Annotated in this window: 10 protein-coding genes; 8 read left to right on the forward strand and 2 right to left on the reverse strand. The window is 69.6% G+C overall.

What is annotated here, in order from left to right; translation table 11 throughout:
• Window positions 1-59 precede the first annotated feature (59 nt).
• Entirely contained in the window at window positions 60-2,507 is a 2,448-nt protein-coding gene (locus QPK32_RS13020; RefSeq protein ID WP_290413237.1) for a TIM-barrel domain-containing protein, read from the reverse strand.
• 357 nt (window positions 2,508-2,864) lie between these two features.
• Between QPK32_RS13020 and QPK32_RS13025 the strand changes: the two genes are divergently transcribed.
• The 3 genes from QPK32_RS13025 (at window position 2,865) to xth (ending at window position 6,641) form a co-directional block, all read left to right on the forward strand.
• Complete coding sequence (locus QPK32_RS13025; protein ID WP_290413238.1) at window positions 2,865-5,033, forward strand: phosphocholine-specific phospholipase C; 2,169 nt, start codon at window positions 2,865-2,867, stop codon at window positions 5,031-5,033.
• A gap of 18 nt (window positions 5,034-5,051) precedes the next feature.
• The gene (locus QPK32_RS13030) at window positions 5,052-5,735 is read left to right on the forward strand and encodes a hypothetical protein (protein ID WP_290413239.1); all 684 of its coding nucleotides are present in this window, start codon (window positions 5,052-5,054) and stop codon (window positions 5,733-5,735) included.
• A 126-nt stretch (window positions 5,736-5,861) separates the two neighbouring features.
• Window positions 5,862-6,641 (forward strand): exodeoxyribonuclease III, encoded by a 780-nt coding sequence (gene xth, locus QPK32_RS13035; protein ID WP_290413240.1) that lies wholly within the window; start codon window positions 5,862-5,864, stop codon window positions 6,639-6,641.
• On the opposite strand, the gene QPK32_RS13040 is transcribed toward xth, so the two are convergent.
• Entirely contained in the window at window positions 6,642-7,268 is a 627-nt protein-coding gene (locus tag QPK32_RS13040) for a TetR/AcrR family transcriptional regulator (RefSeq protein ID WP_290413241.1), read from the reverse strand.
• Window positions 7,269-7,353: 85 nt separating this feature from the next.
• Here QPK32_RS13040 and QPK32_RS13045 point away from each other — a divergent pair, with 85 nt between their 5' ends.
• From QPK32_RS13045 to QPK32_RS13065, 5 genes are all read left to right on the forward strand, one after another.
• A complete protein-coding gene (locus tag QPK32_RS13045; protein ID WP_290413242.1) occupies window positions 7,354-8,856 on the forward strand; it encodes an NAD(P)/FAD-dependent oxidoreductase in 1,503 nt (500 codons plus the stop codon).
• Entirely contained in the window at window positions 8,853-9,665 is an 813-nt protein-coding gene (locus QPK32_RS13050; protein WP_290413243.1) for an SDR family oxidoreductase, read from the forward strand. Before QPK32_RS13045 ends, QPK32_RS13050 begins: the two co-directional genes overlap by 4 nt.
• Complete coding sequence (locus QPK32_RS13055) at window positions 9,662-10,648, forward strand: alpha/beta fold hydrolase (RefSeq protein ID WP_290413244.1); 987 nt, start codon at window positions 9,662-9,664, stop codon at window positions 10,646-10,648. Before QPK32_RS13050 ends, QPK32_RS13055 begins: the two co-directional genes overlap by 4 nt.
• Window positions 10,649-10,665: 17 nt before the next feature.
• The gene (locus QPK32_RS13060; protein ID WP_290413245.1) at window positions 10,666-11,052 is read left to right on the forward strand and encodes a DUF423 domain-containing protein; all 387 of its coding nucleotides are present in this window, start codon (window positions 10,666-10,668) and stop codon (window positions 11,050-11,052) included.
• A 138-nt stretch (window positions 11,053-11,190) separates the two neighbouring features.
• Window positions 11,191-13,092 (forward strand): glycoside hydrolase family 2 protein, encoded by a 1,902-nt coding sequence (locus QPK32_RS13065; protein WP_290413246.1) that lies wholly within the window; start codon window positions 11,191-11,193, stop codon window positions 13,090-13,092.
• The last annotated feature ends 16 nt before the right edge of the window (window positions 13,093-13,108 follow it).

Genomic DNA, 13,108 nt, shown 5'->3' on the forward strand with positions numbered 1-13,108 from the left:
AGCGAATCCCGCACAAGCGGGGAGCGCGGCTGACGCGGCGCAGCAACACGGTCACCCCATCACAGTGCCACGCCCACCTGCATCGGCGTGCCCTGCAGCACGGGGAGTTTCACCTCGAGCAATTTCAATTTCTCATCCCACACATGCGCCAGCGCCTTGCCGCCCGCCTCGACGCCGCGCGGCTTCACGGCGACATTGTGTACCTTCAAGACGAAGGTCCGTGCCGCCGGCTGTACGGCGCTGCCCGGCTGCGGGGCCAGCGTGATGTCCAGGCGGCCCGCGCTCGCCCTGGCGCCGAAGCGCACGAGCTCGTACTTGCCCGTCTCGTAGGCGCGCGCCGTCTGGCCGTCGTCGTCGTACAACCGGCCTTCGGAGGCCGTCACTGCCGGGTCGTGCCAGTAGTGCAGTTCGAGCTGGCGCGTCGTGTAGTCGCGCGTCGTCAGCACGGGCGTGGCCAGCGGCACGAAGGCGCCCGCACGGACGAAGGTCGGGATGTGTTCGCGAACCGTGGGCACCACTTCGATGATGCCGCCGCGATGCGGCGCGCCCGTGTAGAAATCGTACCAGGCCGCCTCCGGGTGGCCGGCGATCTTCGGGAAATACATTTCCTTGCGCGCCGCGCCCGGTTCCGTCACGGGCGCGACGAGGAAGTCCGGGCCCCACAGGTAGGTGCCGGAGATCGCGGTGGTCGGGGCCATGTCGTTGTCCGGCTCCTCGAACATCACGGGACGCATCAGCGGCATGCCGGTGCGGCTGTTCTCGAAGGCGATCGTGTAGTTATACGGCAGCATCGCGTAGCGCAGGCGGATCGCCTCGCGCGCCAGCACCTTTACCTCGGGGGTACGGAACACGGGTTCGGCCGGCACCTGTTCCTGCGCGTGCGGACGGAAGATCGGCTGGAACACGCCGTACTGCAGCCAGCGCACGTACAGTTCGTCGTCCAGCACGGGGCCGGCAAAGCCGCCCAGGTCCGAATGCATATAGGCCTGGCCCTGCATGCCCATCTGCAGCGAGATCTCCATCTGCGACTGCAGGCCGCCCCAGCCGCGGCTGACGTCGCCGCTCCAGGGGATCATGCCGAAGCGCTGCGAGCCCGAATAGCCCGAGCGCATCAGGATGAACGGCCGCTCGGCCGGGAAATCGCGCGCATAGCCGTCGGCGATCAGGTGCGCCCATTCGTGGCCGTAGATATTATGGACCTGGTCCGCCGTCGCGACGCCGCCGGGGGTGGCGTGGCGCGCCTCGGCCGGATGCACTTCCGGCTCGCCCAGGTCGCCCCACCAGCCGGCCACGCCGCCCGCCTTCAGGTCCTTGTAGATGTTCCAGAACCAGTCGCGCGCCTGCGGCTTGAACACGTCGACGAGGCCCGTGTTCCCGAAGTAGAAATCGTAGGCGAGCGGCTTGCCGTCCTTGCCCGTGGCCAGCACGCCGGCCCGCGACGCCTCCTGCCAGCGCTTCGACGTCGTCAGGATGAACGGCTCCGTGATCAGCACGGTCTTGACGCCCTTGCGGGCAAAGTCCGCCATCATCGCTTCCGCGCGGGGGAAGCTCTCGCGGTCCCAGGCCAGGTTGCCCATCGTGCCCTTGACCGTCTTGCCGAACCAGTACAGGTCCAGCACCACGGCGTCCAGCGGGATGCCGTCCGCGGCAAACTGGTCGACGACGGCGCGCGTCTCGGCCTCCGTGTGGTAGCCGAAGCGGCTGGCGAAATTGCCGAAGGCCCAGCGCGGCGGCAGCGGCTGGCGGCCCGTCAGGCGCGTGTAGCCGTCCATCACCTCGGCCCAGTCGTCGCCGGCCACGACCTGGTAGGTCTTCGGTCCGCCCATCGTCTCGTAGCGCAGCGTGCCGTCGTGGCGGCTGTCCATTTCGAGCCAGCCGGCCTGCGGATTGTCGAAGTGGATCGCGTACTTGCGCGAGGACAGCGCCACCGGGATGCCGTAGCCCATCTGCTCGGCGCGCGCGCCGAAGCCGTACGAGGCCTTGTTGTACAGGCGGAAGCGGTTGCCGCGGCGGTTCATGCCGACGGCGCGCGACCCGGCGCCGTACAGCGCTTCGTCGTCGTTCAGCGCGAATTCCAGCGCCTCCAGCTTCTCCCCCTGCTGGTCCGCACGGCCATAGCCACGCTTCTCGGCCACCAGCGGGCGGCCCTTGTATGCGTAGGCGATGCGGAACGGCGTCTTGTCGATCGTCACGGTCATGCCGCCGGCGGCCAGTTCGATACGGCGCGCATCGGCCTTGATCTCCGCCGGCGCCGTGGCGCGCGCCAGCACGACGGCGTGCGAACCGGGCTGCGGCTGCTGGCCCTTCGGCACGAAGGTCGTCTCGACGATGTTCGGCGCATACGAGGTGATCAGGTAGCGGCCGTCGCTGGCCGTCACCTCCAGGCCGCCGGCGATCGGCTTCATGGCGACGAAGCGCCGGTCGGCGTTCTGGGCGTGAGCAAGGGGCGCGAAGGCGGCGGTGACGGCCAGGCACAGGGCCAGGCGGGCGTGATGGGTGTTGGTCATGGTCTCGTCGTTGTCGTTGTCGGCGGCGGCGCCTCGGGCGCGCCAGCCGGATTATAAACGCATGAGGTAGTTAATTTACAAAACGTACGCATCACCGGCCAGATGAGCCGTCTTCCTGCCCTACGTCTGCTGTAGTTTGACTACCTGGACCATATCCTGCCCACACGGAGGCTCGCAGCCGCCCTGTTTCCTTCCAATCACTAAACACGCGACGAAAGCGTTATCGTGTCATCAACATTTCACGAACGCTGCCTACTCTGGATCGCGCTGGCGGCTTCCGCGCCAGTCCCCACCAACAACATGGACCCATCACATGCAACTGTTCGGTACCGCGTTTTCCCGCACGGAGGTACAGGCATGAGCCGCCGCGACTTCCTCCGCACACTCGCCCAGGCAGGCGGCGCCAGCGCCGTGCTCGCCTCGTTCCCGCCGGCCATCCAGCGTGCGCTGGCCTTGCCGGCCAACCAGCGCACCCGCAGTCTCCAGGACGTCGAGCACATTGTCGTGCTGACGCAGGAGAACCGCAGCTTCGACCATTATTTCGGCACGATGGAAGGCGTGCGCGGCTTCGCCGACCCGTTCCCCGTCCCCGTGATGGACCGCCAGAACCTGTTCAGCCGCAAGACGGTCTTCGTGCAGCGGACGGTCGGCGGCGCCCCGGTGCCCGGCCGCCCGACCTGGCCGCAAAGCCGCGCGATCGCGCCGTTCCGCCTCAACACGGTGCAGGACTTTCCCGTCATGCGCGTGGCCGGCACGCCGCACGCCTGGCTGGACGCCCAGCTGGCCTGGGACCACGGCCGCATGAACGACTGGTGCAACGTCAAGCAGAACCACGCGCTGGGCTACTACGCGGAAGGCGACGTGCCGTTCCAGTTCGCGCTCGCCCGCGCGTTCACCATCTGCGACCACTACCACTGCGCCACGCAGACGGGCACCAACACGAACCGCCTGTTCCTGTTCACGGGCCACAACGATCCGCTGGGCGCCGCCGGCGGCCCGTCGACCGACAACAGCCACGACGACTTCAATCCGGATCCGTCCACCGACTACCTGTGGACCACGTATCCGGAAAGGCTGCAGGCGGCCGGCGTCAGCTGGCAGGTCTACCAGAACATGGCCGACAACTTCACGGACAATTCGCTGGCCGGCTTCCGCACCTTCCGCAACGCGTGGTACGGGCGTCCGGGCCATTCGCAGGCCCTGCGCGAGCGCGGCGTGAGCACGCGCGACCTCGACCTGCTCAAGGCCGACGTGCTGGCCAACCGCCTGCCCCAGGTAAGCTGGGTCGTGGCGACGGCCGAAGGGTCCGAGCACCCCGGCCCGTCCAGCCCCGCCTCGGGCGCCGACTACATCGCACGCGTGCTGGACGCCCTGACGGCCAACCCGGACAGCTGGAGCAAGACGGTCCTGCTGATCAACTTCGACGAGAACGACGGCTTCTTCGACCACATGCCGCCGCCGGCCGTGCCGTCGTACACGAGCTACAGCAGCGACCCGGCGCAGGCCCGCTTCGCCGGGGCCTCGACGGTCGACACGACGGGCGAATACCACCACATCCAGAACGGCGCGGATGCGCGCACGCTGCACCGCCCGTACGGACTGGGGCCGCGCGTGCCGATGTACGTGATCTCGCCGTGGACGCGGGGCGGCTGGGTCAATTCGCAGGTCTTCGACCACACGTCCGTCGTGCGCTTCATCGAGGCGCGCTTCGGCGTGAAGGAACCCCTCATCAGCCCGTGGCGGCGCGCCGTCAGCGGCAACCTGCTGTCGTGCTTCGACTTCGTCAATCCGCAGGACGGCGCCTTCCCGCCGCTGCCCGACACGGCCGCACGGCGCCAGCTCGCCATCAGCCTGGGGAGCACCAAGGTGCCGGCGATCCCGTCGACGCTGACCGCGCCCGTGCAGGCCGCCGGGGTGCGCCCGGCACGCGCGCTGCCCTATGAATTGCAGGTGCAGGCGCAAACGGCGGCCGGCCTGGTCGACCTCACGTTCCAGAACGCGGGCGAAGCCGGCGCCGTGTTCCACGTGTACGACCGCCTCGCGCTGGACCAGATCCCGCGGCGCTATACGGTCGAAGCGGGCAAGCAACTCACCGGACGCTGGGCCGCGACGGCCGCCTACGACCTATGGGTGCTGGGGCCGAACGGCTTCCACCGCCACGTCGCGGGCGACGTGCGCCGTGCCGCCGACGCCGCGTGGCCGGAGATGAACCTGCAGGCGGACCGCCGCGCCGGCGAGCTGGTGATCGAACTGGTGAACAACGGCACCCAGCCCTGCGTGTTCCAGCTCGCGTCGAACAAGTACGCGACGAACCGGATCCCCGACGTGCGCGTGCCGCCGCGCTCGCGCAGCACCGTGCGGATCCCGCTGGCGGCGAGCTCCAACTGGTACGACGTCAGCCTGCGCGTGAGCGGCCTGCCCGGCTGGCTGCGGCGCTTCGCCGGCCACCTGGAAAACGGCCTGCCGTCGATCAGCGACCCGGCGATGCAGGGCCCGGCCCAGCTCGACCAGTACCGCGTCAACTAACCCGCAAAGGAAACGACCATGACACTACGATGCATCCTCGGCGCGGCGCTGCTCGCCGCCGCCTGCGCCAGCCAGGCGGCCGTGATCTACGGCAGCAACCTCGTCGTCAACGGCGACGCCGAAGCCGGCACGACGGGATGGAACGGCTATGGCGGCTACGGCATGATCCAGTCGGTGAACTACGGCAGCAACTGGGTGCTGCCCACGCAGCCGGGGCCGGCCGACCGCGGCCATGGCCTGTTCGCCGGCACCGGCCAGTACGCCGCCGCCTGGCAGACGCTGGACTTCGGCACGGCGACGACGCAGGCGACCGCGTTCTCCCTGAGCGGCTGGCTGGGCGGCTGGGCCGACCAGGGCGACAACGCGCTGTTCTACGTGCAGTTCCTCGACGAATCCGGCATGGAGATCGGCGGCGCGTCGCTCGGTCCCGTGACCCCGGAAGACCGCGACGGCCAGACGGGCCTGTGGTACCGCGCGTCGGAAGGACTGATGCCGACGGGGACCCACGCCGTGTCGTTCTGGCTGTCGATGGAGCGGCTCGCCTCGACGGACAACGACGGCTATGCCGACAACCTGTCGTTCATCCTGCAGGCGCAGGAAGGCGAGGTGCCGGAACCCGGCATCGCCGCGACGTTCGCGCTGGGCCTGGGCATGCTGGGCTGGGCGCGCCAGCGCGGGAAGGGGCTGCGCGGCGGCCGCTGAAGCGGCTTGCCGCGCGCGTGCGCCACCGGTTCCCGGGTGGCGATCGGGTATCATCGCTCGCAACGAGGCGCCGACCGGCCACCGGCCGGCGGCGCCTGTCCGCAGACCATGAACCCGGATGACACCATGCGAATCGCCACCTTCAACGTCAACAGCATCAACACCCGTCTCGGCGCCCTCCTCCAGTGGCTCGACGAGACGCAACCGGACGTCGCCTGCCTGCAGGAGCTCAAGGCGCCGCAAGACAAGTTTCCCGAAGCGGAGATCCGCGCCGCCGGCTATTCCCCCATCTGGCACGGCCAGAAAAGCTGGAACGGGGTGGCGATCCTCGCGCGCGGGGTCGAGCCCAAGGAGCTGCAGCGCGGCCTGCCCGGCGACCCGTCGGACGAACAGAGCCGCTACATCGAGGCGGAGGTGAACGGTGTGATCGTCGCGGGCCTGTATCTCCCGAACGGCAACCCGGCGCCCGGTCCCAAGTACGACTACAAGCTGGCCTGGATGGAGCGCCTGCGCCTGCGCGCCCAGGACTTCATCGACAGCGGCAAGCCCGTCGTCATCGCCGGCGACTTCAACGTGATCCCGACGCCGGACGACGTCTACAAGCCGGAGCGCTGGGTCGACGACGCCCTGTTCCGCGTCGAGACCCGCGCGGCCTGGGAGCGCCTGCTCGCACAGGGCTGGACGGATTCGCTGCGCGCCACGCACCCCGGCGAAACCATCTACACGTTCTGGGATTATTTCCGCGATGCCTATGGGCGCAATGCCGGCCTGCGCATCGACCACCTGCTGCTCAGCCCATCGCTGGCGCCGCACCTGAAGGCGGCCGGCGTCGACCGCGACGTGCGCGGCCGCGAGAAGCCCAGCGACCACGCGCCGACCTGGGTCGAATTCGACTGGAAAAAGTGATCAGGCCGCGACCGGCGGTTGCATGAGGACCATGCCGACCATGCGCAGCGCGCTGTCGGTAACGCGTTCGATGCCAGGCTGGTAGCCGTCGTCGATCCAGCGCAGCGCGATGTGGATCACGCCGCCCACGATGCCGGCCCGCAGCAGCGGGTCGGTGGGCATGTCCGGCGGCGCCACCTGGCCCGCCACCGCGTCGCCGATCTGGCGCAGCGCATCGTCGAACGCCTTGTCGACAGCGCGGCTCACGCCGCGGATCTCCACCAGGAACACGCGCGCAGACTGCGGCTCGCGCTGCAGCGCCGCCAGGTAGGTATGCAGCATCGCCTGCGCCCGCGCGATGCGGTCCTGGCCGGCCTGCTCCGCCGCCTCCAGGATCTGCCCCATCACCGAACACGTGACGTGGTTGAAGCACGCGATCAGCAGTTCCTCGCTGTTGGCGAAGGATTCGTAGAAATAGCGTTCGGTGAGGCCGGCCGCCTCGCAGACCGCCTTGACGGTCGCATGACGGTAGCCACGCTCGCCATACACGGCCACGCCGGCGGCGATGAGCTGGCCGCGCCGCTGCGCGCGGCGCTCGTCCTGGGGTACGCCCCGGTAGGTCCGGGAAGGGGTTGATACAGAAGCCATATAGTATTTTCGCACAGAATCTTGTCATCCCATTTGTGACAATATACAGTGTCAAGTTCCAACAACGACAAGATTCCGAGACAGCATGCATCCCTCCCATCCGGCCACGCCCGACGGCGGCGAGGACGACGCCGCCGACATCTTCGATGTGCTGATCGTCGGCGCTGGCTTGTCCGGCATCGGCGCGGCCTGGCACCTGCAGCGCCATTGCCCCGGCAAGCGCTATGCGATCCTGGAAGCCCGCGCCGCCATGGGCGGCACCTGGGACCTGTTCCGCTATCCCGGCGTGCGCTCCGATTCCGACATGTACACGCTGGGCTACGCCTTCGCCCCCTGGACCGCCGGCAAGGCGATCGCCGACGGGCCGTCCATCCGCGCCTATATCGAGGACACGGCGCGCCGCCACGGCATCGAGCGCAGGATCCGCTTCGGCCACAAGGTCGTGGCGGCGTCCTGGCGCAGCGCCGACGCCTGCTGGAGCGTGCAGGTGGAGTACGCCGGCGCCAGGCGGCAGCTGCGCACCCGTTTCCTGTACCTGTGCAGCGGCTACTACAGCTACGACGAGGCGTACCGCCCGCGCTTTCCGGGCGAGGACACCTTCCGCGGCCGTATCGTCCAGCCGCAGTTCTGGCCGGCGGACCTCGATTGGACGGGCCAGCGCGTCGTCGTCGTCGGCAGCGGCGCCACGGCCGTCACGCTGGTGCCGTCGATGGCGCCGCGCGCGGCCCACGTGACGATGCTGCAGCGCTCCCCGACCTATATCGTCAACCGCCCTTCCGAATACGGTTTCGCGCGCAAGCTGCGGCGCCGGCTGCCGGAACGCGCCGCCTATGCGCTCACGCGCTGGCGCGTGATCGTCGAGAGCATGCTGATGTACCGCGTCGTGCGCGCCCGGCCGGAACTGGCGAAGCAGAAAATCGTCGCGATGGCGCGGCGCCAGCTGGGGCCGGGCTACGACGTCGGCACGCATTTCACGCCCGCCTACCAACCGTGGGACCAGCGCATCTGCGTGGCGCCGGACGGCGACCTGTTCAAGGCGATCAGGAGCGGCCGCGCCTCGGTCGCCACCGACCACATCGAACGCTTCGACGCCGACGGCCTCGTGCTGCGCTCGGGACGCAAGCTGGCCGCCGACCTCGTCGTGATGGCGACCGGCCTGCAGATCCGGCTGCTGGGCGGCAGCGCCGTCACCGTCGACGGCGAACCCTTCGATCCGAACCGCGCGATGTCGTACAAGGGCATGATGCTCACCGGGCTGCCGAACTGCATCCTGACCTTCGGCTATACCAACGCTTCCTGGACGCTGAAGGCCGACCTCACCGCATCCTGGGCCTGCCGCCTGTTGCGGCGCATGGACAGGAAAGGCGACGCGATCGCCGTCGTCCGGCGCGACCCGGCGGCCGAGCCGGCGCCCTTCCTCGATTTCACGTCCGGCTACGTGCGCCGCGCCGCGCACCTGCTGCCGCAACAGGGCACGCGCCGGCCCTGGCGCGTGCACCAGGACTTCCTGATGGACATGCTGACCATCCGCTTCGGCCGCCTGGCCGACGGCACGCTGCGCTTCGGCGCGAAAGGAACCTTGCCTTGAACTTCACCAACCGCGTCGCTGTCATCACGGGCGCCGGCGGCGGCATCGGCCGCGCCACCGCCCTCGCCCTCGCGCGCCGGGGCTGCCACCTGGCGTTGGCCGACATCGACGGCCAGGCCGCCGCCGGCACGGCGCGCGAAGTCCAGGCCCATGGCGTGCGCGCCAGCGCGCACCGGCTCGACGTGGCCGAGCGCGCCGCCGTCGCCGCCTTCCCGCACGCCGTGATGGATAGCCATGGACGGATCGACCTGCTGGTGAACAATGCCGGCGTGGCCCTTGGCGGCACCTTCGAGCAGGTGGCCGAGCGCGACTTCGACTGGCTCATGGAAGTCAATTTCGCCGGACCCGTGCGCCTCGTGCGCGCCTTCCTGCCGCTGCTGCGCGCCAGCGACGAGGCGCGCATCGTCAACGTGTCCAGCATCTTCGGCATCGTCGCGCCGCCGGGACAAGCGGCGTACGCGGCCAGCAAGTTCGCGCTGCGCGGCTTCTCGCACGCCTTGCGCCACGAGCTGGAAGGCAGCACGGTGGGCGTGACGGTCGTCCATCCGGGCGGGGTCGCCACGTCGATCGCCCGCAACGCGCGCGTGCCCGCGGACGCGCCCGCCGACGAGGTCGCGCGCGGCCGCAAGGCCATGCAAGCCATGCTGCGCATGCCGCCGGAGGAAGCCGGCGAACGGATCGTGCGCGGCATCGAACGGCGCCGCGCGCGTATCCTGGTGGGCGGCGATGCGCGCGCCGCGGCCTGGCTCGAGCGCCTGGCGCCCGTGGGATACTGGAACCTGTTGAAGAAAGCGATGAAGCGATCATGACCCTGCCGACGATCCTGGCGGCCGGCGCGGCACTGGCCCTGGCCTGTGCCCTCGGACTGTTCCTGTTCACGCTGTTCGTGCGCGCCAAGGTGACGGCGCTGATGCCGCCCAGGGGCCGCTTCGTGGACGTGCCGGGCGCGCGCCTGCACATCCACGACGGCGGCGACGGCCCGCCCGTCCTCATGATCCACGGCCTGGCCGGCCAGCTGTCGCACTACACCTACGGCATCGCCGCCCGCCTGGAAGACGCGTTTCGCGTGATCGCCGTCGACCGCCCGGGCTCCGGCCATTCCTCGAGAGCGCCGGACGCCTGCGCCGGCCTGTCGCACCAGGCGGCCGCGCTGGCTGCGCTGATCGAGCGCCTGGGCCTGGAGCGGCCGCTCGTCGTCGGCCATTCGCTGGGAGGCGCCGTGGCGCTGACGCTCGCGCTGGAGCACCCGCAGCACGTGGGCGGCCTCGCGCTCATCGCACCGCTCACGCGCATGCAGGACACGGTGCCGCCCGTGTTCGAGGGACTCACGGTGCGCTCTCCCGGCCTGCGCCGCCTGCTGGCGTGGACGCTGGCAGTCCCCTCGTCGATCCGCCACGGCCGCGCCGCGCTCGACCAGGTGTTCGGTCCCGAGACGCCGCCCGCCGACTTCGCCACTCGCGGCGGAGCCTTGCTGGGCTTGCGTCCGGAAGCCTACCTCGCCGCCGCGCGCGACCTGCAGGCCTTGCCCGACTGCCTGCCGCAACTGCAGGAACGCTGGCACGCGCTGCGCCTGCCCGTCAGCGTGCTGTACGGCCGCGACGACCGCATCCTGTCGTGGGAGGCCAACGGCCGCGACCTCGTGGCCCGGGTACCCGGCGCTCGACTGGACCTCGTGGACGGCGGCCACATGCTGCCCGTGACGCAACCCGAAGCCTGCGCCGCCTTCATCCGGCGCGCGCAAGCCGACGTGGACGCCGCCCGCGCGCGGCCTGCGACGGGCACCGCCGTCTGATCGGCTATCATGGCGCCATGGACACGCTTTCCCTCGACCGCCTCCTGATCGCCGCCGGCGCCATCCCCGCCTTCGTCGGCGTGGGCCTGGGCGCCTTCGGCGCGCACGGCCTGCGCAAGCGCCTGGACGCCGACATGCTGGCCGTGTTCGAGGTCGGCGTGCGCTACCAGCTCTATCACGCGCTGGCCTTGATCGGCGGCGGCGCGGCCGCGGGGCGCCTGGCCCCGGGGCCGCTGCAGGCGGCCGGCATCCTGTTCGTCCTCGGCACGCTCGTGTTTTCGGGCTCGCTGTACATCCTGAGCATGACCGGCCGCAAATGGCTGGGCGCCGTCACGCCGCTGGGCGGGCTGGCGCTGCTGGCCGGCTGGGCAAGCCTGGCCTGGGCGGCGCTCGCCGCCTCCTAGCGGACCTGCCATCACGCCTCGCGCAGACCGCCGCGCCGACCCGCCGCAAATACGCTTTGACGCTCGTCCGCGATCCCGCTACCATCCCTCAGGCAATATGGAAACGTTGCCAAACACAGCTAAAAACGAGGAGACTGGATGAGACACCTGTTGCGCCGGCTGGCCTGCCCCGCCGTATTCACGCTTGCCGCCCTGGCGGCCCACGCCCAGACCCCGCCCGCCGACGTCCAGCTGGCCGGCACGCCGGCCGCGCACGCCGGCGCCAGCGCCAGCATGCTGGCGGCGCCGATCCAGAACATCCAGGGCCGCAGCCACGTGAGCCTGAACGGGCGCTGGAGCTACATCATCGACCCGTACGAGACGGGCTACTACGACTACCGCCGCGCACCCTTCGATGCCTCCGCCAGCGGCAAGGGCGGCTTCTACGACGACCGCAAGCCGAAGGACAAGACGGACTGGACCGAGTACAGCTTCGACCTGGCGCCGACGCTGAAGATCCCCGGCGACTGGAACTCCCAGGCCGAACGCCTGCAGCTGTACGAAGGGACCGTGTGGATGCGCCAGGTGTTCGACGCCGATCCCAAGCAGGGCAAGCATTACCTGCTGTACTTCGGCGCCGTCAACTACGAAGCCCACGTCTACCTGAACGGCAAGAAGCTGGGCATGCACCGGGGCGGCTTCACGCCCTTCCAGTTCGACGTGACGGGCCTGCTCGCCAAGGGACGCAATGTCGTCGTCGTCAAGGCCGACAACACGCGCCACCAGGAGGCGATCCCCACGCTGAACACGGACTGGTGGAACTACGGCGGCATCACGCGCGACGTGCTGCTGGCCGAGCTTCCGGCGACCTATATCGCCGACTACAAGGTGCAGCTGGCCAAGGGCGACCCGGGCCGCATCGCCGGCTACGTGCAGCTGGCCGGCGCGGCGACGTCGCAGCAGGTGACCGTGAGCATTCCGGAAGCGGGCCTCCGCACGACCGTCACGACGGACGCCGCCGGCCGCGCCGCCATCGACCTCCCCGCCGGCAAACTGCAGTACTGGACGCCGCAGCAGCCGAAGCTCTACACCGTCGAGCTGGCCGGCGGCGGCGACACGGTGCGCGACCGCATCGGCTTTCGCACCATCGCCACGCGCGGCCACGAGATCCTCCTGAACGGCAAGCCCGTGTTCCTGCGCGGCGTCTCCCTGCACGACGAGAACCCCCTGATCCCGGGCCGGCTGCGCGGCGCCGGCGACATGCGCATGCTGCTGCAGTGGGCCAAGGAATTGAACTGCAACTACGTACGCCTCGCGCACTACCCGCACAGCGAGGAGATGCTGCGCCTGGCCGACGAGATGGGACTGATGGTGTGGGCCGAAGTGCCCGTCTACTGGACCATCTCCTGGGACAACCCGGACACCTATGCCAATGCGAACGCCCAGCTGACGGACCTGGTCGTGCGCGACAAGAACCGCGCCAGCGTCGTGATCTGGTCGGTGGGGAACGAGACCCCGATCGGCGCGCCGCGCAATGCCTTCATGGGCAAGCTGGCGCGCGCCGCCCGCGGCCTGGACGACACCCGCCTGGTCGCCGCCGCGCTGGAGATCCACCGCAGCGGCGCCGACATCACGGTCGACGATCCGCTCGGGCAGGAGCTGGACCTGGTCAGCTTCAACGAGTACGCCGGCTGGTACTGGTCGAGCAATGCCGACATGCTGAACTACCGCTTCGACATCAAGGTCGACAAGCCGGTGGTGATCACGGAATTCGGCGCCGACGCGCTGGCCGGCTACCACGCCGACGCCGACACGCGCTTCAGCGAGGAATACCAGGACGCGCTGTACCGCAACCAGTTCAGGATGTTCGCCGCGATCCCCTCGCTGCGCGGCATCACGCCGTGGGTGCTGGCGGACTTCCGCTCGCCGCGGCGCCAGCATCCGTATTTCCAGGACTTCTGGAACCGCAAGGGGCTCGTGTCGGAAACGGGGAAGAAGAAGATGGCGTTCTGGACGCTGAAGGAATACTACGACAGCATCCAGAAGAAGTACGAGAAGTAAGGCCGCGCCACACCGC

It is taken from the genome of Massilia sp. YIM B02763 (genome assembly GCF_030412015.1).
GTDB lineage: Bacteria > Pseudomonadota > Gammaproteobacteria > Burkholderiales > Burkholderiaceae_D > Telluria.

Excerpts from the sequence above, each read along its gene's own strand:
- QPK32_RS13020 (WP_290413237.1), bottom strand. The coding sequence starts at position 2,507 with ATGACCAACACCCATCACGCCCGCCTGGCCCTGTGCCTGGCCGTCACC.
- QPK32_RS13025 (WP_290413238.1), top strand. The coding sequence starts at position 2,865 with ATGAGCCGCCGCGACTTCCTCCGCACACTCGCCCAGGCAGGCGGCGCC.
- QPK32_RS13030 (WP_290413239.1), top strand. The coding sequence starts at position 5,052 with ATGACACTACGATGCATCCTCGGCGCGGCGCTGCTCGCCGCCGCCTGC.
- xth (WP_290413240.1), top strand. The coding sequence starts at position 5,862 with ATGCGAATCGCCACCTTCAACGTCAACAGCATCAACACCCGTCTCGGC.
- QPK32_RS13040 (WP_290413241.1), bottom strand. The coding sequence starts at position 7,268 with ATGGCTTCTGTATCAACCCCTTCCCGGACCTACCGGGGCGTACCCCAG.
- QPK32_RS13045 (WP_290413242.1), top strand. The coding sequence starts at position 7,354 with ATGCATCCCTCCCATCCGGCCACGCCCGACGGCGGCGAGGACGACGCC.
- QPK32_RS13055 (WP_290413244.1), top strand. The coding sequence starts at position 9,662 with ATGACCCTGCCGACGATCCTGGCGGCCGGCGCGGCACTGGCCCTGGCC.
- QPK32_RS13060 (WP_290413245.1), top strand. The coding sequence starts at position 10,666 with ATGGACACGCTTTCCCTCGACCGCCTCCTGATCGCCGCCGGCGCCATC.
- QPK32_RS13065 (WP_290413246.1), top strand. The coding sequence starts at position 11,191 with ATGAGACACCTGTTGCGCCGGCTGGCCTGCCCCGCCGTATTCACGCTT.